This is a genomic window from Paraburkholderia sp. BR14312 (genome assembly GCF_040948675.1).
In the GTDB taxonomy this organism is placed as follows: domain Bacteria; phylum Pseudomonadota; class Gammaproteobacteria; order Burkholderiales; family Burkholderiaceae; genus Paraburkholderia; species Paraburkholderia nodosa_A.
The window spans coordinates 520,601-538,377 of record NZ_JBFPKI010000003.1; the positions used below are offsets into that span (position 1 = coordinate 520,601).

Sequence of the window (17,777 nt, forward strand, 5' to 3'; positions counted from 1 at the left end):
AGGATCACGCAATGCCTTCGACCTTGTTGTCGGCCGCGCTCGTGTCGGGCCGCTCGGCGGGGACGGCTCCGCGCATGTCGGGGAACATCGCGTCGCGCAGACGCAGGAACGGGAACTCGACGGCTCGCGTGGTGAGATAGCCCAGCACCGAGGCGATGAAGAACTGCGCGACGATCACGACGGGCCAGGCGGCGAGCGGCGGCACACCGAGCGCGCTGGCCTTGTGGATCAGATAGTCGCCGGGCGCGAGCGCGAGCGAGTGCCAGAGGTAGATGCCATAGGAGTACACGCCGAGCCACGCGAGCCCGCGATACACCCACGTCGTGCGCAATCCGCCCGAATGTTCGAGCACGAGCATGATGAGCGCGCAAAAGCCCACGGCCTGTATCGTGTAGCCCACGCTCTCGTCCAGCGCGACGTCGGGCGTCGCGAAGATGAGCCAGGCGAGCAGCAGCCCCACCACGCCGAACAGCCAGCGCTTCTTCGCGACGAGCAGGCGCCAGAGATCGGGCTTCATCCAGTAGACGGTCGCGAGAATGACGCCGACGAGCAGGCTGTCCATGCGGTACTGCGTGTAGTTGAACGCCCCAACGAGGTCGCCATGGGATACCGCAATGCAACGCGCGCTGAGGACGACTACGCAGAGGCTGGCCATCACGGCGATCAGCGCATTCGCGCGCAGCCGGAAGTGCGCGAGCAGGATCAGGAGCGCGGGCAGGAACAAATAGAAGTGCTCTTCGACAGCGAGGCTCCACGTTTGCGCGATGGAGGTGCCGAAGTAATTCTGCATGTGGGTGAGGTTCTGCCAGAGGAACGTATCGGACCGATGGCGGCCGGCAAGCAGGTGAAAGAAAATCAGCGCGTAATACGCGGGCCAGATCTTGAAGATCCGTCGCACGATGAAGCGGCGCGCGCCTATGCGGCCCGTTTGCGAATATTGGCGCAACAACAGCCCGCCCACCAGGAAGCCGCTTAGTGTGAAGAATAGATTGACGCCTTCGTGGCCGAAACTCTTCAGCGGGTACTCGAGCACTTTCACCCAGGGATGGCCCGTGTGCACCGTGTGGAAGTGATAGCCCATCACGACGAAGATCGCGACGCCACGCACGAAGTCGAGCTCGACGGAACGTCCTTTCGTCGACAGTCGCACTCCGTGTAGCAGCTTCATGACCTTTCCCTCGCTACGTCCATGCCGGATTCTTACGCAAGGCAGACGATGAAAGATTTACTCCTGCCGGCCCCATCATGGACACAGGCGCCGTGCAGCGTGCGCCAAGTTCCCTTCCTTGTCGGCCAGGTGTGTGGGCGAAACCACACGTGAAATCAGAATTTTTTTCCTGCCGCCACAACCCTGCCGGTTCCCGCCACGCGCATGCGCAAGCCACTTGCGGCGTTTTATATTGAGTCGAGCCAACGCGTGCGGCGCGCATGTATTTTGCGCAACGTATGCGACCCTATGCACCGCACCGGGAGAAACGCCGATGCGAAACAAACATGCTGCACTCTGGCTCTGGGTGTGCCTCGTGCCTCTTGCTTTCGACTATAAGGCACCGGACTCCCAGTTCGGCCACAGCGCGCAATGGCTGGCCGTCGTTCCGGCCCTGGCTGGCGCGCTCATTCTCGCGTTGATCGGCCCGCGCTTCGCGCGTCCGACGCGGCTGCGCTCGTTCGTGACGGGCGCGCTCGTCGCCAGCCTCGTCGGCAGTCTCATTGCGCAAATGCTGCAGCACAATCCTGTCGGGCAGTACCTGCGCGTGATGCTGCCGTTCCTGCTGTTCGCGCTCGGGTACTGGGCCATGTGCCGCCCGTGGCACATCATGCGCGTCATGCAGATGCAGCGTGCGCTTTATTACGCGATGGTGATGGGCCTCGTGTTTACCTTCTTCTTCGGCTTGCTGGCAGTCGGCGGGCCGCTGGCCGACATTCGGTTTCGCATCGTCTCGCCGACCATGCTCGCGCTGCAGGCCATGCTGCTGCACCAGTTCATCGTCGCCCGGCGCTTCAACATGACGATGATACTCGTGTTCCTCGCCACGCTCGTGGTCGAATTGTTGAGCGTCACGCGTAGTTTGCTGATCGCGACCATCCTGCTCGCCATGTTTGCGGCGTGGCTCGCCTCGCCGTCGCTCAGTCATCTGATCAAATCGTTTTTCCGCACGGGCATCGCGCTTTCGTTCGTTGTCGCGCTGGGCGTGGGAACGGCGTGGCTCTTCCCGTCCATCACCGAACACTGGACTCAGCGCGTGACGGCCGCGCAGAACGCGGAGTCCGACCGCGATCCGACCACGGTCACGCGTATTGCGGAGATGCGCGACCAGTACGACCAGGTCACCGAGTCGGTGGATTCGGTCCTGTTCGGCAAGGGTTATGGGCACCTCTACCGCTATTCGCCGATTTACTACCAGTACGTGAACCAGACCTTCAGCAAGGACGATTACTTCAACACCAGCGACTGGGTGGCGGGCCACAACTTCTGGGTCTACCAGCTCTACGCCGAAGGTATCGTGTTCGGAGGCTGCATGCCGCTTGCGGTGATCGTCGCGCTCATCGTCGCGGGCCGCGCGTTCAGACGCTGGCGCCGCATCGCGCCGCGTCACCCGATGCTCATGCCGCTCAGCATGGCGCTGCTCGTGCTCGCCGCGCTGCCGGGCGCGTCGATCGGCGGCAATCCGCTCGGCACGCGTTTCTCGGGCCTCGTCTACGGCCTCGCGCTCGGGCTCATCGTCGCGCTGTATTCGCAGCTTCATTACCGCATTGACCTTCAACGCAAGCGCCAGCGCCTGCATCCGTCCTACGGGCGCGAACCTGCCTTCCAACCCACGGCGCCCGCGGCGGCGCCGGTGCCGCTCAACACGTATGCGACTCCGGAGCCCCGATGAAAATCCTGCACCTCGTTTCCACGGTCGACCCCCGCTCGGGCGGCCCGATTGAGGGCGTTCGCCAGAGCGGTCTCGCGATGACGGCGCTCGATCACCAGATCGAAGTGGCGTCGCTCGATCCGATCGACGCGCCCTATGTGCGCGAATTTCCGCTCCCGCTGCACGCGCTGGGGCCGGGCCGCGGGCACTACGGATACTGCCCCGGCTACGTGTCGTGGCTGCGCGCGAACGCGACGCGCTTCGACGCGGCGATCGTGCACGGACTCTGGCAATACCACGGCTTCGGCGCGTGGCGCGCGCTGCGCCACGCGCAGGTGCCGTATTACGTGTACACACACGGCATGCTCGATCCGTGGTTCAAGGCCACCTATCCGGTCAAGCATCTGAAGAAGTGGGCGTACTGGCCATGGGCCGATTTCCGCGTGCTGCGCGACGCCTGCGCCGTGATCTTCACGACCGACGAAGAACGCCTGCTTGCGCGCGAATCGTTCTGGCTGTACCGCGCCAATGAGCGCGTCGTGCCGTTCGGCACCAATGCGCCCAGCGAGAACCCGGACACGTTGCGCGAAGCCTTCCTGCAGGAGTCGCCGCATTTGCGCAACAAGCGCATCGTCCTGTTTCTCGGGCGTCTGCACCCGAAGAAGGGTTGCGACGTGCTGGTTCACGCGTTCGCCGAACATGCGCGCGAAACGCCGGATGCGCATCTGCTGATCGCGGGGCCCGACAAGGGTAACTGGCAACCCGCGCTGCAGGCGATCGCGCAGTCGCACGGCATCGCACATCGCATCAGCTGGCCGGGCATGCTGCAGGGCAACCTGAAGTGGGGCGCGTTTTTTGCTAGCGACGTGTTCGTGCTGCCGTCGCACCAGGAGAACTTCGGCGTTTCCGTGGCGGAGGCGCTGGCGTGCGGACTGCCCGCACTGGTTTCGGACAAGGTAGGCGTCTGGCGCGAGATCGACGAGGACGGCGCCGGGTTCGTTGCGCCCGACACGGTCGCCGGCACGCAGCGCAACTTTGCCTCATGGCGGGCGCTCGACGAGCGCGCGCGCGACGCGATGCGCGCTCAGGCCCGGCGCACGTTCGACGCACGCTTCGCGATGGATGGCATGGTGCGCTCGCTGCTGGGCTTGTTGCAGGAACATCCTTTACACGCTGGCGCGCGATTTCGCCCAGGGCGCCCGATGAGCGCCATGGCGCAGGGCGAGCCCGCGGAACAGGCTGATTAAATTGAAAAAAGCGGCATCAAATTCAGATAGCGGAAATGGTAGGGATTGGCAGGGGTGACGAAGCAACGCAGCTGAAGCGTCATAACGAGTCGAACGATGAACCCGCGTTGCACTTTCGTGGCGATGTGCGAATCCTGTGAGTAAGGGGGCAACACTATGTTAAACAGCAGACCTGATTGTTCGGGCGGCGAGACCGTCGACGTAACCGCGGCGCAGCCTGTGAAGCAGCCCGCGCGCAGTTTGCGCAGATTATCGGCGGGCCGCGCACGGGCGGCCCTGGCGGCGATGGCGACCATGGTGACGGCTGCGGCCCTGCTGGCGGGCTGCGCGCTCTCGCCTGGCATGCAGGCGCCGTCGAGCGTCACGCAGGCGAAGGCCGCGACCGACGCCGCCCGTTCAGGCGGAAAGGGTGATCAACCGCCGCCAGGCGCGCTCATCGAGATCAACAACGAACTGGTCGCGAAGGAAGCCGCAGCGAGACCGTCGAATGTCCCGGCAAACGTCGAGACGCTGTTCGGCACGCCCAAGCCCTACACGCTCGGGCCCGGCGACGTGCTGAGCATCGTCGTGTGGGATCACCCCGAGATGAATCTGCCGACGAACGGCGGCGGCGGCGGTGGCAGCGGGCAGCAGGACCAGAGCGCGAGTCAGGTGCAGTCGGGCTATACCGTCGACTCGTCGGGTGCGATCCAGGTGGCGTACGTGGGTCCGATCCACGTGGCGGGGCTCACCGAGATGCAAGCCCGCGACCTCGTGTCGAAGAAGCTCGCCTACTACCTGAACAAACCCCAGGTGACGCTGCGCATCGAGTCGTACCGCAGCCGGCGCGTATACGTGGACGGCGAAGTGCGCACGCCCGGTCTCATGGTGCTCAACGACATGACGATGTCGCTGCCCGAGGCGATCAACCGCGCGGGCGGCTTCACGGCGAACGGCGACCGCTCGCGGGTTAGCGTCACGCGCGGCGACAAGACGACCATGGTGAACATTCCCGACATGATCAAGAAGGGCGTGAACCCGGACAAGATCCTGCTGCAGAACGGCGACCTCGTGCGCGTGTATTCGGCGAACGAAAGCCGCGTGTTCGTGCTCGGCGAAGTCGGACACCCGGGGCCCTTGCCGTTCGATAACGGCCACCTCTCGCTGAACGACGCGCTAGGCAACGCAGGCGGCGTCAGCCAGGGTTCGGGCGACGCCTCGCAGGTGTACGTCGTGCGCGGGCAGAAGGAGGGACACCGTCAGGTCTTCCACCTCGACGCGTCGTCGCCGGAAGCCATGGCCACGGCCGACGAGTTCGAGTTGCAGCCGAACGATGTCGTGTTCGTCGACGCGTCGGCGCTCGTGAAGTGGAGCCGCGTCATCAACCTGATCCTGCCGAGTACGCAGGCGGCCGCAGCGGGCCGGGCGGTGGGTTACGGCGGATACTAGCCGGCGGGGTTCGTATGAGTATGAGCATGAGCAGGCCTTCGGGCCTGCTCGTGCGTTGCATGAATCTGCTTGAAACGAGCCAGCTTCGCGCGGCCCTTATGCCTTGGGCGGCTTGCCCTCCTCGAAACGCCAGCGGATAAAGCGGCACGGATTGCCGCCATACACGCCGCCGGCTTCCAGCGAACGATGCACGACCGAGAGCGGCGTCACGACCGCCGAGCGCCCGATCGTCACGCCCATCTGCACCACGCATTTCGACGAGACCCACGCACCGTCCTCGATCACGATCGGCGCGACGTGCAGGTCCATGTTCGTGCGCATGTCGTGCGAGCCGGCGCTGAGAAACGCGCCCTGCGAAAGGCAGACGTTCGAGCCGATGCGGATGGGCGCCTGGTTGTAGATCCAGACGTCCACGCCGATCCAGCAGTTGTCGCCCATTTCCAGATTCCACGGCGCCTTCACGCGCATGGGATGGACGAGGCGGCAGCCCTGGCCGACCTTCGCGCCGAACAGGCGCAGCAGGCCTACGCGCAGCGCGGAGAGCGGCAGCAGACGGTTGTCGAGCACGCAGGCCTCGACCAGATACCACGCGGCCTGCACGAGCTTGCCCCGGCGCGCGACGAAGTTGCCCTTGCCCGCACGACTCAAATCGATCACGCGGATTTCCGCGGCTCGCGCGTCGTTTGCGGCTTGTGGCGGTACGACGCCTGCGGGCGGCGCTTCGCCCGCTCCATCCCTACGGCCGGCCGCGCCGACGTTCCCTTTGCGGGCCCCTAGACCTTCGACCGCTTCCGTCATGAACGCTCCTTGCCCATCCGGGTCGGTTCCTGTTGGCTTCCTGCGGATTGCGCCTGGCGGCCCGCATAACGGGACGCATCAGGACACGATTTCATTATCGGGCGGCCACCGCATCGCCTCATACGCGTGGCCGACACGGCAGGGGTTTTGGCGCAGCGGTGCGACGCGCGCTAGGCAACATGAAGGCTTGACGCCGCATCGTTCGCGGCGCGCGGGATCAATGCCATGTCCAGTTTTTCTCATCATCGATTTGCGCCTTATGTACTCGCCGCCGCGCTGCAAGCTGCGTGCGCCGCGTGGCCGTACGCGGCATTTGCGCAGAACGCCCCGTACGGCGCCGGGGGCTCGCCCGCTACCGCGAGTGACCAGAGTCGCCAGGGCAGCCAGGGCGACACCCGCACGGGCGCCGTGCAGCGCCAGCAACAAGACGAACAGCGCCTGCTCGGCGGTCCGGGCACTTCCGACAACCCGTACAGCGTGACCCCCTACAGCAGCAATGGCGCTTCGCCAGACGACGCGCGAGACGCGCTCACGAACGAAAAGCACATGCACGTCGTGACGCCTGGCGATTACGCGGCGAGCGCGGTGAGCGCCAACGGTGGCAGGGGCGACAGAAGCAGCACTTCGAGCGCAGGCGGCAGGGGCGCCGCGAACCACAGCAGGATCGGCGCGAACGGCATGTCGCGCGCCGGCAATGCGGTGGCGAGGAGCACCGGTGGGGCCGGTGCGGGGGGTCCTGCGGGGAAAGGCCGCTCGACGGCTGGCTATGACTACGGCGCCAGCCAGACCTCGCCAACTGCGCAGGTCTATGGCAATCCGTATGGCAGCCCGTACGGGTCGCCGGACCAGTCCAACTCCGAACTCTACAAGTCGCCCTGGTAAGCCTCCGCTAGCGGTCCGGGACAGCCCAAGGCCACCATCATCGCGGCCTTGGACGCAGTCGCTCATACATCGGACTGCTCGACCTCCGGCAACGTCGATCCGCCTTTGCCTGCCTGACGCGCAGGTTGCTGCACCGATGCAGCGCCACTTGCCGCGGTCTGCGCTTCGACCTGTGTCTGGGCCGCCGGCGGCTCGGCGACTTCACCTGCCAGCCCGGCAAGCCTCGCTTCGAGCACGTCGAAGATCGCTTGCGGTGACAGCATGCGCTTCGCGTAGCGACGCGCGGCATGGCCAAGCTCGGCGCGGCGCGCGGGGTCGCCGGCCAGATCGACGATCGCCGCAGCGAGCGCCCCGCTATCCTCGGGCGGCACCACAATCCCGTGGTCCGAGACCACGTCGAAGAGACTCGTGCCGGGCCGCGCCATGGCGACCACCGCACGGCCGCTCGCGAGCATGCCGGTGAGTTTCGAGGGCATCACGAGGTCGGCAGCGTCGGCGCGCTGCGGCAGCACGTGGATATCGGCCACGTTCAGCAGCTCGTTGAGCATCGAAGACGGCTGCAGCGGCAGCATATGACAGTTCGAGAGCGGCTCGCAACGCGCCATCAGCTCGCGCTTGGCCGCGCCGTCGCCGCAGAACACGAAGCTGATGTCGGGCCGCGCGGCGAGCGCGGTTGCGACGTCCGCGAGAATTTCGATGCCCTGCTTCGCCCCCATGTTCCCCGAGTAGAGGACGACGGTGTTGTCCTGCGGGATACCGAGGCGACGCCGGAACGCGCTCGGATACGGCAGCGGGAAGATCGTCTGGGTGTCGACCCAGTTCGGCAGGCACACGGCGCGCGCGGCGTCCACACCCTTGTCGATGGCGCGCTCGACCATGCGCGCCGAAATCGACGAGACGACGTCGAAGCGCCGCAGCAGCCAGCGTTCGCCGGCAAGGGCCGCGCGCCCGAGACGCGACCCCTGGCCGCCGCGCAGCAGCCCGAGGTCGAATGCCGCATCGACTTCGAAGTCCTGAATATGCAGCCAGCTGCGCGCGCCGACGGCACGTGCGAGCATGAGGGCGCCGGGCGCGCAGAAGAGCGTCGGCACGATCAGCATGACCGCCTCGGGCCGCCACGCCGCGAGGCGCGCGAGAAGCGGCAGCGACGAGAGCGCGAAGCTCGCCAGATGCACGATGCGTTTGAAGCCGCCCTGCCGGGTCGGCACCCACAGCGGCGCTCGCGAGACGCCCACGCCGCGCAACGTTTCGCGTTGATAACGCCCCGCGCGATAGCCTTCATGCACGCGCCATTGCGGGTAATAAGGCGGCGCGCAGATCACGCGCACCTCGTGGCCGTGCGCCGCGAGCAGCTCCGCCATTTCGGCTGTGTATTTGCCGACGCCTGTGACTTCGGGCGCGTAATTAAGTCCGTAGATCAGGATTCTCATTGCGTTGCTTCCGTCCCTGAACTGCTGTGTGCCGCTTTTAATCGTCTCGCGCGCCGAGCGAAAAAAAGCGGGCGTCGTGCATCCGGTCCGCGCACGACGCCCACCACCAACCAGACGCCTATTCCCTTTCGTCCTGTCGAGCCGATTGTTTAAAAGCCATCGGTCCCGTCAGGTCACATCAAGCCCGCATGCCCGCCTCGTACGCCGGCGCGGCATGAGTTTGCAGAAAATCGTCGTAGGTGCGGGCGAGCCCCTCCTGGAGGCCAATGTGCGCGTGCCAGCCCAGGTCGCCCAGGCGCGACACGTCGAGCAGCTTGCGCGGCGTGCCGTCGGGCTTGGTCGAATCGAATACCAGTTCGCCTTCGAAGCCCACCACGTCGCACACGCGCTGCGCGAGGTCGCGGATCGACAGGTCCTCGCCGACGCCGACGTTGTACACCCCGTCGCCGGTCTCGTGCTCGAGCACGAAGATCGTCGCATCGGCGAGATCGTCGACGTGCAGGAACTCGCGGCGCGGCCTGCCCGAACCCCAGACGGTCAGCGTGCGCTGGCCGTTGCCGCGCGCCTCGTGCGCCTTGCGGATCAGCGCGGGCAGCACATGGCTGCTGCCGAGGTCGTAGTTGTCATTGGGGCCGTACAGGTTGGTCGGCATGAGCGAGACGAAATGCGTGCCGTACTGGCGGTTGTACGCTTCGCAGAGCTTCAGGCCCGCGATCTTCGCGATCGCGTAGGCCTCGTTGGTCGGCTCGAGCGGCGAAGTGAGCAGATAGTCTTCGCGGATCGGCTGCGGGCATTCGCGCGGATAAATGCACGACGAGCCGAAGAACACGAGGCGCTGCACGCCCGCGTTGTACGAGGCCCGGATCACGTTGGTCTCGATCGCCAGATTGTCCCAGGCGAACTGTGCGGGCTGCGTCGAATTCGCGAGGATGCCGCCCACGCGCGCGGCCGCGAGCAGCACCGCGTCGATGTGCTCGCCTTCAAAGAAGCTGTTGACCGCGGCCTGGTCCGTGAGGTCCAGTTCGGCATGTGTGCGCGTGACGAGGTTCCAGTAGCCGTTCGCCTGCAGCGCGCGCACGAGTGCCGAGCCCACCATGCCCCGGTGGCCAGCCACGAAGATTCGGGAGTTCTTGTCCATGCGTTCACTCGTGATGTTCGAGGGCCCTGAAACCGGCCAGCGTGACGAGTGCGTCGCGCCGGGCAGCCTGATAGTCGGCGCGCACCATTTCCTTGACGAGCGCCTGGAACGTGGTAACCGGCTTCCAGCCCAGCTTCTCCTGGGCTTTCGAGGCGTCGCCGAGCAGCGTCTCGACCTCGGTCGGGCGGAAATAGCGAGGATCCACGCGCACAATTACGTCGCCCGGTTCGAGGCGGATGTCGCGCGATTCCACATGGTCGACAATGCCGACCTCGTCCACGCCGCTGCCCTCGAAACGCACGGTGATGCCCAGCTCCTCAGCCGCCGCGCGCACGAAGTCGCGCACGCTGTACTGCACACCCGTTGCAATCACGAAGTCCTCGGGCTGCTCCTGCTGGAGCATGCGCCACTGCATGTCGACGTAGTCGCGTGCGTGGCCCCAGTCGCGCATGGCGGAGAGGTTGCCGAGATACAGCATCTTCTGCAGGCCGACCGCGATGCGCGCGATGGCGCGCGTGATCTTGCGCGTCACGAACGTCTCGCCACGCTGCGGCGACTCGTGATTGAAGAGGATGCCGTTACACGCGTAGATGCCGTGCGCCTCGCGATAATTGACCGTGGTCCAGTACGCGAACAGCTTCGCCACCGCATAGGGACTGCGCGGATAGAACGGCGTGGTCTCGCGCTGGGGCACTTCCTGCACGAGCCCGTACAGCTCGGAGGTCGATGCCTGATAAAAGCGCGTTTTCTGCGTGAGGCCGAGAATGCGGATGGCCTCCAGAATGCGCAGCGTGCCGAGGCCATCCGCGTTCGCGGTGTACTCGGGTTCCTCGAACGACACCGCCACATGGCTTTGCGCAGCGAGGTTGTAGATTTCATCGGGTGCAACGCGCTGGATCACGCGCAGCAAGGCCGTGGAATCGGTCAGCTCGCCGTGATGCAGCTGAATGCCGGGTTCCGGGTCGTGCACGTCGCGATACAGGTGATCGATGCGGTCCGTGTTGAAGAGCGACGAGCGCCGCTTGATGCCGTGCACTTCGTAGCCTTTGTTCAATAGCAGTTCTGCCAGATACGAACCGTCCTGACCGGTGATACCGGTGATCAACGCAACCTTGCGAGCCATCGCCATCGTTCTCTCCTCGCGTGAGCGAAATGGGATTCGGTGGTTCCACTATCCGCGGCGGCCCCCCGGCCGGCCGCGGATCTCCTGCCAACCTGCTGCTACCCTGCAATGCTTTCGTAACCGTAGTAACCGCCGCGATACCCGCCGCCGATGAACGCGCCCGTCTTCGGCACGTCGGTGAGCAGCACGCCACGCAGATTCACGCCGCCGATGCGCAGGCGCTTGACCGTTTCCTCGAGCTCCGAAATCGGGTGGCGGCCATGGCGGATTGCGAGAAGTGTCGTACCCGCGTAGCGCCCGATGACCGTCGAGTCGGTCACCGCGAGCACCGGCGGCGTGTCGACGATCACGAGGTCATACCGCGCCCCCAGTTCTTCGAGCAGCGACTCGAAGCGTGGGCTCATCAACAGTTCGGACGGATGCGAATGCAGCGAGCCCTTGGCGAGCACGTCGAGCCCGGGCAGCACCTCGTGCTGGATCGCCTGGTCCAGATCGGCGCCGAGCAACACGTCGGAGAGACCCGGCTGGTGCACGATGCCGAAGTGCGAGTGCACGTCGCCACGCCGCATGTCGCCGTCGACGATCAGCACGCGCTTGTTCACTGAGGCGACCAGCGCGGAGAGATTGACCGAGAGGAATGATTTGCCGATGTCGGGCCGTGAGCCCGTAAGCATCACGATGTTGTTGCGCGCGTCGTTGAGCGTGAGCTGCAGCGAAGTCCGCAGGCTGCGCACGCCTTCCACCGCGACGTCTTGCGGATTCTGCTGCGCGAGCACGTGCAGTCCGCGCCGGCGCGACGACACGTGATGCTGCAACCGCAACTGCTGCGGACTGCGCGGCACCACGGCGAAGACCGGCACGCCAAGCGCGGCTTCGAGCTCGTCCGGACGCTCCACACCGCCGTACAGCGACTTGCGCACGAACGCGACGAGCACGCCCAGCACGAGCCCCGCACCGATCGCGATCGCGATCACGAGCAGCTTCTTCGGACGCACGGGATCATCCGGTGGTTCGGCGAAATCGACCACGCGCACGTCGCCCACCTGGCCCGCGCGCGCCACACGCAGTTGCTGGGCGCTGTTCAGGAGGCTCGTGTAAAGCTCCGTACTCACATGCACGTCGCGCAAGAGCCGCACGGCGGACTGTTCCGTATCCGGCAGTTGCGCCACATTACGCGTGAGTTGCGACTGTGCGGCTTGCAGCGTGCCGATCTGCGCATCGAGCGCCTGAACGGCCGGGTGATGCTCGGTGAAACGCTGCGCGAGTTCCGCGCGTTGCTGCCGCAAGTCTTCGAGACGGATCTTGTTGTCGCTCACCTGCTGGAGCAGCAGCCGGCTTTCTTCGCCGAGATCGACGGTGCCGTGCTCGTTACGGAACTTGTTGTACTTCTGCTCGGCGGCATCGACCTGCGAGCGCAATTGCGGCAGCTGATCGTCGAGGAACGCGAGCATGTGTTCCGCTTCCGCTGAACGGCTCGCGATGTCCTGCTTGATGAACTCGTGCGCCACGTTGTTGAGGATCGCAGCCGTCGTCTTGCTGTTGTGGCCTTCGAGACTCGCGCGGATCACACCGGACTGCAGCCCGACCTCCTGGATCTGCAGCGAATTCTCCAGCCGGTCGACAGTGGTGAGCGTCGAGGCGCGCGTGAGCAGGAAAGGCGTTCCGGGCGGCCCGCTCAAACTGTCGACGTGCAGCGCGATCGGCCCGACCGACGTGTTCGCGCTCACGTCCTCGCCCACGCGGCCCTGCAGGAGCGGAATGCCGTCGGGGTCGCGCAGCGTGAAGGTGCCGGGCTCTTCGCCGGCGACGATCGTGAAGTCGCGCTCATACATCGCCTCGGGCGTATCGAAGCGCGACACCTTGATGTCGCCGCCGCCCCAGGCATAGCCGGATGGCCGAAGGAACCCGGGCAAGTGCTGCGCCCAGGGCGCACTCATGATGCCCGAGAGCATGCCGCCGATCACGGGCATTTCGCGCGGCCGCGCCGAAATATCGAGGTGCAGTTTGCGCACCGTTTCCTCGGTCACGTTGCGCGACTTCAGCATTTCGATCACGCCGTTCGCGGTCGACTTCTCGTCGAACATGCCCGTGAGCGGCGGCAGGCTGCTTTCCTTCTTGCTGGCGTCGCCCTTGTCGACGAGGTGGAACAGCACGTCGGCCCGATAGGTCGGCGTGGCGAGAAACGCATAGGCTGCGCCGAGCAGCGTGACGGCAAGCGTCACGATCGCGATGGCGCGCCAGTTCGCCACCATCGTTTGCAGGTAATCGCCTAGGTATCGCTCGTCGGCGCCTGCTGCGCCATAGTAAGCGCCGTCATAATTCATCGCCATCTTGCTTCTCCCGAAACCTGGTGTTGCTTGCTGGTGATGCTTGCTCGAATGCGCCGCTGCGCTCAATACGCGTTGCGGCCAACCAGACCGTGAATGATCGTGGCCGCGATGATGCGCATGTCGAGCCAGAACGACCAATGGCCAAGGTAATAAAGATCGTGCGCTACGCGCATTTCCATCTTTTCGAGGCGATCGGTCTCGCCGCGAAATCCGTTGACCTGTGCCCAGCCGGTAATGCCGGGCTTGATGCGATAGCGATGGATGTAACCCTTCACCACGCTCTGATAGAGATCGTCGTGCTCGAGCGCATGCGGGCGGGGTCCGACCACCGACATGTCGCCGCGCAACACGTTGTAGAACTGCGGCAATTCATCGAGGCTCGTGCGGCGCAGGAGCGCTCCGAGACGTGTCACGCGCGGGTCGTGGCGCGTCGCCTGACTCACCGTCCCGGGCGCCTCCTTGTGCTCGCGCATCGTACGGAACTTGTAGATCGTGAACACGCGGCCATCGGCGCCCTTGCGTCGCTGCCTGAACAGCACCGGCCCCGGCGAGGAACACTTCACCGCAATGGCAATGCCGATGAGAAGCGGCATGAGGCTCACGAGCGCAAGCGCCGCGAACACGCGGTCGAACAACGCCTTCTTGAACTGCGCGCTCGCGGGCAGCGGCGAGGCAACGAGGTTGATCGCCGGCACGCCGAGCAACTCGATCACCGTACTGGTATCGAACAGCGCCAGCGAGCGCACATCCGGAATGAAGCGGATGTTCACGAGGTCGTTGCGAAACTCGCTGACGAGCCGCACCACCGTGCGCTCCTCCGCAAGCGAAAGGGCGAGCCACAATTCGTGCACGTCATGCTCACGGATGTGCTGCGCAAACGCCTCGATCGTCTCGCACACCTGCGCGTATTTCTCGCTCGCGGGTCGCGCCGATTGCGGCATCGTGTTGTAGAGCGCGCTCGCGCGAAAACCGGAGCCCGGCTCCGCATCGATGCGCCGCACAATCTCGTCGCACTGCGACGCGGAACCTGCAATGGCGACCTGATGAAGGTTCATGCCCGCGCGCCGCATGTGCGCAAGCACACCGTGCGCGAAAACTCGCCACGTAATGAGCAAGCCGCCTGCAAGCGCAGTCCAGTAAGCGAACCACAGACGCGAAACGACATCGACATGGTGCATCGTCGAGTACATCGAGATCAGTGCGCAACCCTGCACCACGAGCCAGGCAAGCGACACCTGACCCGCGAGCAACGCTTTGGAGCGGCCGCGCCACGACTGGTAAAGCTCGAACGCCGGAAAGATCACGAGCGCGAAGGCTGCGGAAAGCAGCACGAAAGCTTCGTTCACGCCACGCGGCACGATATCTTCGAAGCGGATCTCCGAAGCCACGCTCGCGCCGATCATTACGGCAGATACGTCGAGCACTCTCGCCATCAAGTTTTGTAGCTCGCGCATGCTTTCTCCCTTTTTTCTCTCCCTGCAAGCCGTGCCGCCAGCCTCAACCGCAGCGGCCGTACGTATCGTCGAGACGAACGATGTCGTCCTCTCCCAGATACGCTCCCGACTGCACCTCGATGATTTCGAGCGGCACCTTGCCCGGGTTTTCCAGCCGGTGACGCACACCGAGCGGAATGTAAGTGGACTCGTTTTCCGTCATAAGAAAGGATTCCTCACCACGAGTGACGAGCGCGGTGCCACGCACGACCGTCCAGTGCTCGGCGCGATGGTGATGCAGTTGCAGCGAGAGCCGTGCGCCCGGCGTGACGACGATGCGCTTGACCTGGAAGCGCTCCCCCGAATCGATCGAATCGTAAAAGCCCCACGGACGTTGCACCTTGCGATGCGACGCCGCCTCGGGCGCGTGTTCCGCCTTGATTCGTGCAACGAGCCCCTTCACGTCCTGCACCTTCGAGCGGTCGGCGACGAGCACCGCATCTGCCGTTTCGACCACCACGAGGTTGGACGTGCCCACGCAAGCCACGAGCCTGCCGTCGGAGTGCGCGTAAGTCGCGACCGCTCCTTCGAATACCACGCGCCCGCGTCCGACGTTGCCGTCTTCGTCCTTTTCCATTGCCGCCCATACGGCGTCCCACGAGCCGAGGTCGGACCAGCCCGCGTCGAGCGCGACCACGACGCCCTCGGGCGTCCAGCCGTTGCTGGCCGACAGCCGCTCCATGACCGCGTAGTCGATCGAGTCGGACGGGGCACGCTTGAAGGCATCGGCGGCCGGTCGGAACGCAGGGCCGTCTTGCTGGCCATCGACGAACGCGGCAAGGCACGCCGCATGCATATCGGGCTGCAGCGCGCGCAGCGAATCGAGCCACACGCTCGCACGCATCACAAAGATGCCGCTGTTCCACCAGTAGCCGCCCTGCGCGATGTACTGCGTAGCGAGTTCCGGCGCGGGCTTTTCGACGAAACCGTCGATACGATGCGCGCCGTCGGCGAGCGCCTCGCCAACGCGGATGTAACCAAACCCCGTTTCAGGCGAACGCGGCGGCACGCCCAGCGTGACGATCGCGCCGCGCTGCGCGTTGCGCGCTGCGCATTCGAGCGCGCGCTGCAGGGCGTCCACGTCGGCAATCGCATGGTCCGACGGCATCACGATGAGAATCGCGTCGTCACCGTTTGCGCATGCAAGCGCCGCACCGAGCGTGAGCGCCGGCGCCGTGTCGCGCCGCGCCGGCTCGACCACGAGCCGCGCGTCCATGCCACATGCACGCAACTGATCGATGATCACGAAGCGATGTTCTTCACCACATACGACGATTGGCGAACTCGAGACCTCCCACTCTGACGAAAAGCCGTCGAGGCGATGCACAGTTGCCTGGAGCAGCGTGTCGCTGCCCACCACACCAATTAGCTGCTTAGGGAATTGTTCGCGCGACATCGGCCACAAACGCGTACCGGAACCGCCCGCCAGTACCACGGGCACGATGCGCGTGCAAGGCGTGGCGTCTTCGCGCGCTGGATGCGGCTCGCTTTGCGCACGGGCCTGACTTTGTCCTTCGTGAATCGATGACCTTTCATTCATCTTCGGACTCCTTCATATCGGGCAGGATCACCTCGGCTCGCGAACAGCGACCCCGTTTGTAACGAAGTGCGACCGTTGTTACCGCGGCGTTACGATACAGCGACGCCGGCCTCGCGGCGGCTTTGCTCGCGGTATTCGGTGGGCGAAATCATCATGCGTTTGCGAAAGATCTTGGCGAGGCGATCGCCATTGCCCATGCCGGTGCGGCGCGCGATCTTGTCGACCGGCAATTCCGAATCGGTGAGCAGGCTGCAGGTAATCGCAAGCCGCGCATGCAGTAAGTAATCAGATGGCGTGATGCCCATCTCGAGCTTGAAGCGGCGCAGAAAGTTACGCTCGCTCATCGCGGCAACCTGCGCAGCGTCCGCTATCGAAATGGCCCGCTGACAGTTTTCCTGCAGCCAGCGCGCAGCTGCACGCACTTTGTCAGCTGGCGCACTACCCAGCGCATCGCCGAGGAATGGCAACAGGTTGCCGCCCGAATCGGGCATGAGCCGCTCAGTCACCGCGCGCGCAACATCCACGCCCAGGTCTCGCTTGACCAGCGTGAGCGCGCTCTTCATCGACTCGAGCCGGTCGCCGGCGTCACCGCCCGCTTCCTCGCGTCCCGTTTGCATCGCATACGAGCCGAACTCGTGCTGCGTGCGCTGGCCGCACAGACTCGCTGCTTCGAGCAGTGAACGGCCTTCACCAATCGGACGAATAGTGCCGGTATTCGCATGCACGCGACGCAACCATGCGACGAGACGTTCGTCGTTGGCGGCCGCGAAGGCACCCTTTCCACCCGCCACGAACAGCGCGTCGAAACCGACGTAGTGGCGCGCATCGAGTCCATCTGTCCAGACCCGTACCGACGACGAGCACGTCACGTTGCCGCCATCGGCCGAAAGGATGCTTACATCGTAAGGCGAACTACGAGCGGTGTCTGTCGAGAGCTCGTTCGCTACATGAAACACTTCAGCCACGATACCGGCGCCGAGGAGCGAACAACCATCGAACAGCAGAATTGCGATATGACGCACCTCTCGACTGATGCCCGCGGTGACTAGATGCGGGCGACTGAACGACGGCAAATCCAGACTTGCGTACGCCATGCTTTTCCCCTAAACAATCCCCCGTACCAAGCGAAAAGTCCCGGTAATAGCATTTCGATAGCATTCCATGTGCAGTGCATCATAGGCAGAGAAAAATTCCCGCAACGATGACTGACCGAAACTGGCGAGACATTGGCGCATTTAGTCCGGTCGAGGACCGATTAGATGGTTGGGCGCCAAATCAAATGACAAAAAGCAAACTGCGTGAAAGGCAATTGGTTCGATTACATCGAATTGGCCAAAAGTGCCTGATAACCGTTACAGGCAGGTATATTCGCCTTTGTTACTACAAAATCGTTTGACGCCTTCCGATCGATGCGTACGCATGGGATGGAAGCGAAACGGGCAATTAACGACCGCGCGTCTATTCGTCTGATTAAATGATGTTTAAGAAGCTTTGAGTTCCGATTTCGAGC

14 protein-coding genes are annotated in these 17,777 nt (G+C 64.5%); 4 read left to right on the top strand and 10 right to left on the bottom strand.

The genetic code is table 11. The annotated features are described in order from the left end of the window. Nucleotides 1-4: 4 nt before the first annotated feature. Nucleotides 5-1,168, bottom strand: a complete 1,164-nt coding sequence (locus AB3X98_RS11590; RefSeq protein ID WP_069267800.1) for an acyltransferase — start codon at nucleotides 1,166-1,168, stop codon at nucleotides 5-7. 313 nt (nucleotides 1,169-1,481) lie between these two features. Here AB3X98_RS11590 and AB3X98_RS11595 point away from each other — a divergent pair, with 313 nt between their 5' ends. Together AB3X98_RS11595 and AB3X98_RS11600 are read left to right on the top strand one after the other, a co-directional pair. Beyond that, nucleotides 1,482-2,879: a hypothetical protein gene (locus AB3X98_RS11595; protein ID WP_368606747.1), complete on the top strand. Its 1,398-nt coding sequence runs from the start codon at nucleotides 1,482-1,484 to the stop codon at nucleotides 2,877-2,879. Then, complete coding sequence (locus AB3X98_RS11600) at nucleotides 2,876-4,105, top strand: glycosyltransferase (RefSeq protein ID WP_368606748.1); 1,230 nt, start codon at nucleotides 2,876-2,878, stop codon at nucleotides 4,103-4,105. Before AB3X98_RS11595 ends, AB3X98_RS11600 begins: the two co-directional genes overlap by 4 nt. On the opposite strand, the gene AB3X98_RS11605 is transcribed toward AB3X98_RS11600, so the two are convergent. Further along, nucleotides 4,102-4,401, bottom strand: coding sequence for a hypothetical protein (locus AB3X98_RS11605; protein ID WP_342947686.1), 300 nt, complete (start codon nucleotides 4,399-4,401; stop codon nucleotides 4,102-4,104). The genes AB3X98_RS11600 and AB3X98_RS11605 overlap by 4 nt on opposite strands. Here AB3X98_RS11605 and AB3X98_RS11610 point away from each other — a divergent pair. After that, nucleotides 4,391-5,533, top strand: a complete 1,143-nt coding sequence (locus tag AB3X98_RS11610) for a polysaccharide biosynthesis/export family protein (RefSeq protein ID WP_256094969.1) — start codon at nucleotides 4,391-4,393, stop codon at nucleotides 5,531-5,533. The genes AB3X98_RS11605 and AB3X98_RS11610 overlap by 11 nt on opposite strands. Nucleotides 5,534-5,629: 96 nt before the next feature. Here AB3X98_RS11610 and AB3X98_RS11615 read toward each other — a convergent pair whose 3' ends face one another. Next, nucleotides 5,630-6,331 carry a putative colanic acid biosynthesis acetyltransferase gene (locus AB3X98_RS11615; RefSeq protein WP_342947685.1) on the bottom strand — a complete coding sequence of 234 codons (702 nt, stop codon included), beginning with the start codon at nucleotides 6,329-6,331 and terminating at the stop codon, nucleotides 5,630-5,632. Nucleotides 6,332-6,556: 225 nt separating this feature from the next. Here AB3X98_RS11615 and AB3X98_RS11620 point away from each other — a divergent pair, with 225 nt between their 5' ends. Then, a complete protein-coding gene (locus AB3X98_RS11620; protein WP_368606749.1) occupies nucleotides 6,557-7,213 on the top strand; it encodes a hypothetical protein in 657 nt (218 codons plus the stop codon). 62 nt (nucleotides 7,214-7,275) lie between these two features. On the opposite strand, the gene AB3X98_RS11625 is transcribed toward AB3X98_RS11620, so the two are convergent. The 7 genes from AB3X98_RS11625 to AB3X98_RS11655 form a co-directional block, all read right to left on the bottom strand. Beyond that, on the bottom strand, nucleotides 7,276-8,643 hold the full coding sequence (locus AB3X98_RS11625; protein WP_368606750.1) for a glycosyltransferase WbuB: 1,368 nt from the start codon (nucleotides 8,641-8,643) through the stop codon (nucleotides 7,276-7,278). A gap of 178 nt (nucleotides 8,644-8,821) precedes the next feature. Then, nucleotides 8,822-9,781: a GDP-L-fucose synthase gene (locus tag AB3X98_RS11630; protein ID WP_342947682.1), complete on the bottom strand. Its 960-nt coding sequence runs from the start codon at nucleotides 9,779-9,781 to the stop codon at nucleotides 8,822-8,824. Nucleotides 9,782-9,785: 4 nt separating this feature from the next. Further along, nucleotides 9,786-10,904 carry a GDP-mannose 4,6-dehydratase gene (gene gmd, locus AB3X98_RS11635; RefSeq protein ID WP_342947976.1) on the bottom strand — a complete coding sequence of 373 codons (1,119 nt, stop codon included), beginning with the start codon at nucleotides 10,902-10,904 and terminating at the stop codon, nucleotides 9,786-9,788. A gap of 98 nt (nucleotides 10,905-11,002) precedes the next feature. Next, on the bottom strand, nucleotides 11,003-13,234 hold the full coding sequence (locus tag AB3X98_RS11640) for a polysaccharide biosynthesis tyrosine autokinase (RefSeq protein WP_069267806.1): 2,232 nt from the start codon (nucleotides 13,232-13,234) through the stop codon (nucleotides 11,003-11,005). A 62-nt stretch (nucleotides 13,235-13,296) separates the two neighbouring features. Then, entirely contained in the window at nucleotides 13,297-14,688 is a 1,392-nt protein-coding gene (locus AB3X98_RS11645; RefSeq protein WP_069267807.1) for an undecaprenyl-phosphate glucose phosphotransferase, read from the bottom strand. A gap of 43 nt (nucleotides 14,689-14,731) precedes the next feature. Beyond that, nucleotides 14,732-16,267, bottom strand: a complete 1,536-nt coding sequence (locus AB3X98_RS11650; protein ID WP_368606751.1) for a mannose-1-phosphate guanylyltransferase/mannose-6-phosphate isomerase — start codon at nucleotides 16,265-16,267, stop codon at nucleotides 14,732-14,734. An 89-nt stretch (nucleotides 16,268-16,356) separates the two neighbouring features. Further along, nucleotides 16,357-17,361 carry a GlxA family transcriptional regulator gene (locus AB3X98_RS11655; protein WP_028202002.1) on the bottom strand — a complete coding sequence of 335 codons (1,005 nt, stop codon included), beginning with the start codon at nucleotides 17,359-17,361 and terminating at the stop codon, nucleotides 16,357-16,359. Between the last annotated feature and the right edge of the window lie 416 nt (nucleotides 17,362-17,777).

What these genes read in the sequence shown, in the direction of transcription:
- AB3X98_RS11590 (WP_069267800.1), bottom strand. Translation starts at nt 1,168, where the DNA reads ATGAAGCTGCTACACGGAGTGCGACTGTCGACGAAAGGACGTTCCGTC.
- AB3X98_RS11595 (WP_368606747.1), top strand. Translation starts at nt 1,482, where the DNA reads ATGCGAAACAAACATGCTGCACTCTGGCTCTGGGTGTGCCTCGTGCCT.
- AB3X98_RS11600 (WP_368606748.1), top strand. Translation starts at nt 2,876, where the DNA reads ATGAAAATCCTGCACCTCGTTTCCACGGTCGACCCCCGCTCGGGCGGC.
- AB3X98_RS11610 (WP_256094969.1), top strand. Translation starts at nt 4,391, where the DNA reads ATGGCGACCATGGTGACGGCTGCGGCCCTGCTGGCGGGCTGCGCGCTC.
- AB3X98_RS11605 (WP_342947686.1), bottom strand. Translation starts at nt 4,401, where the DNA reads ATGGTCGCCATCGCCGCCAGGGCCGCCCGTGCGCGGCCCGCCGATAAT.
- AB3X98_RS11615 (WP_342947685.1), bottom strand. Translation starts at nt 6,331, where the DNA reads ATGACGGAAGCGGTCGAAGGTCTAGGGGCCCGCAAAGGGAACGTCGGC.
- AB3X98_RS11620 (WP_368606749.1), top strand. Translation starts at nt 6,557, where the DNA reads ATGTCCAGTTTTTCTCATCATCGATTTGCGCCTTATGTACTCGCCGCC.
- AB3X98_RS11625 (WP_368606750.1), bottom strand. Translation starts at nt 8,643, where the DNA reads ATGAGAATCCTGATCTACGGACTTAATTACGCGCCCGAAGTCACAGGC.
- AB3X98_RS11630 (WP_342947682.1), bottom strand. Translation starts at nt 9,781, where the DNA reads ATGGACAAGAACTCCCGAATCTTCGTGGCTGGCCACCGGGGCATGGTG.
- gmd (WP_342947976.1), bottom strand. Translation starts at nt 10,904, where the DNA reads ATGGCTCGCAAGGTTGCGTTGATCACCGGTATCACCGGTCAGGACGGT.
- AB3X98_RS11640 (WP_069267806.1), bottom strand. Translation starts at nt 13,234, where the DNA reads ATGGCGATGAATTATGACGGCGCTTACTATGGCGCAGCAGGCGCCGAC.
- AB3X98_RS11645 (WP_069267807.1), bottom strand. Translation starts at nt 14,688, where the DNA reads ATGCGCGAGCTACAAAACTTGATGGCGAGAGTGCTCGACGTATCTGCC.
- AB3X98_RS11650 (WP_368606751.1), bottom strand. Translation starts at nt 16,267, where the DNA reads ATGAATGAAAGGTCATCGATTCACGAAGGACAAAGTCAGGCCCGTGCG.
- AB3X98_RS11655 (WP_028202002.1), bottom strand. Translation starts at nt 17,361, where the DNA reads ATGGCGTACGCAAGTCTGGATTTGCCGTCGTTCAGTCGCCCGCATCTA.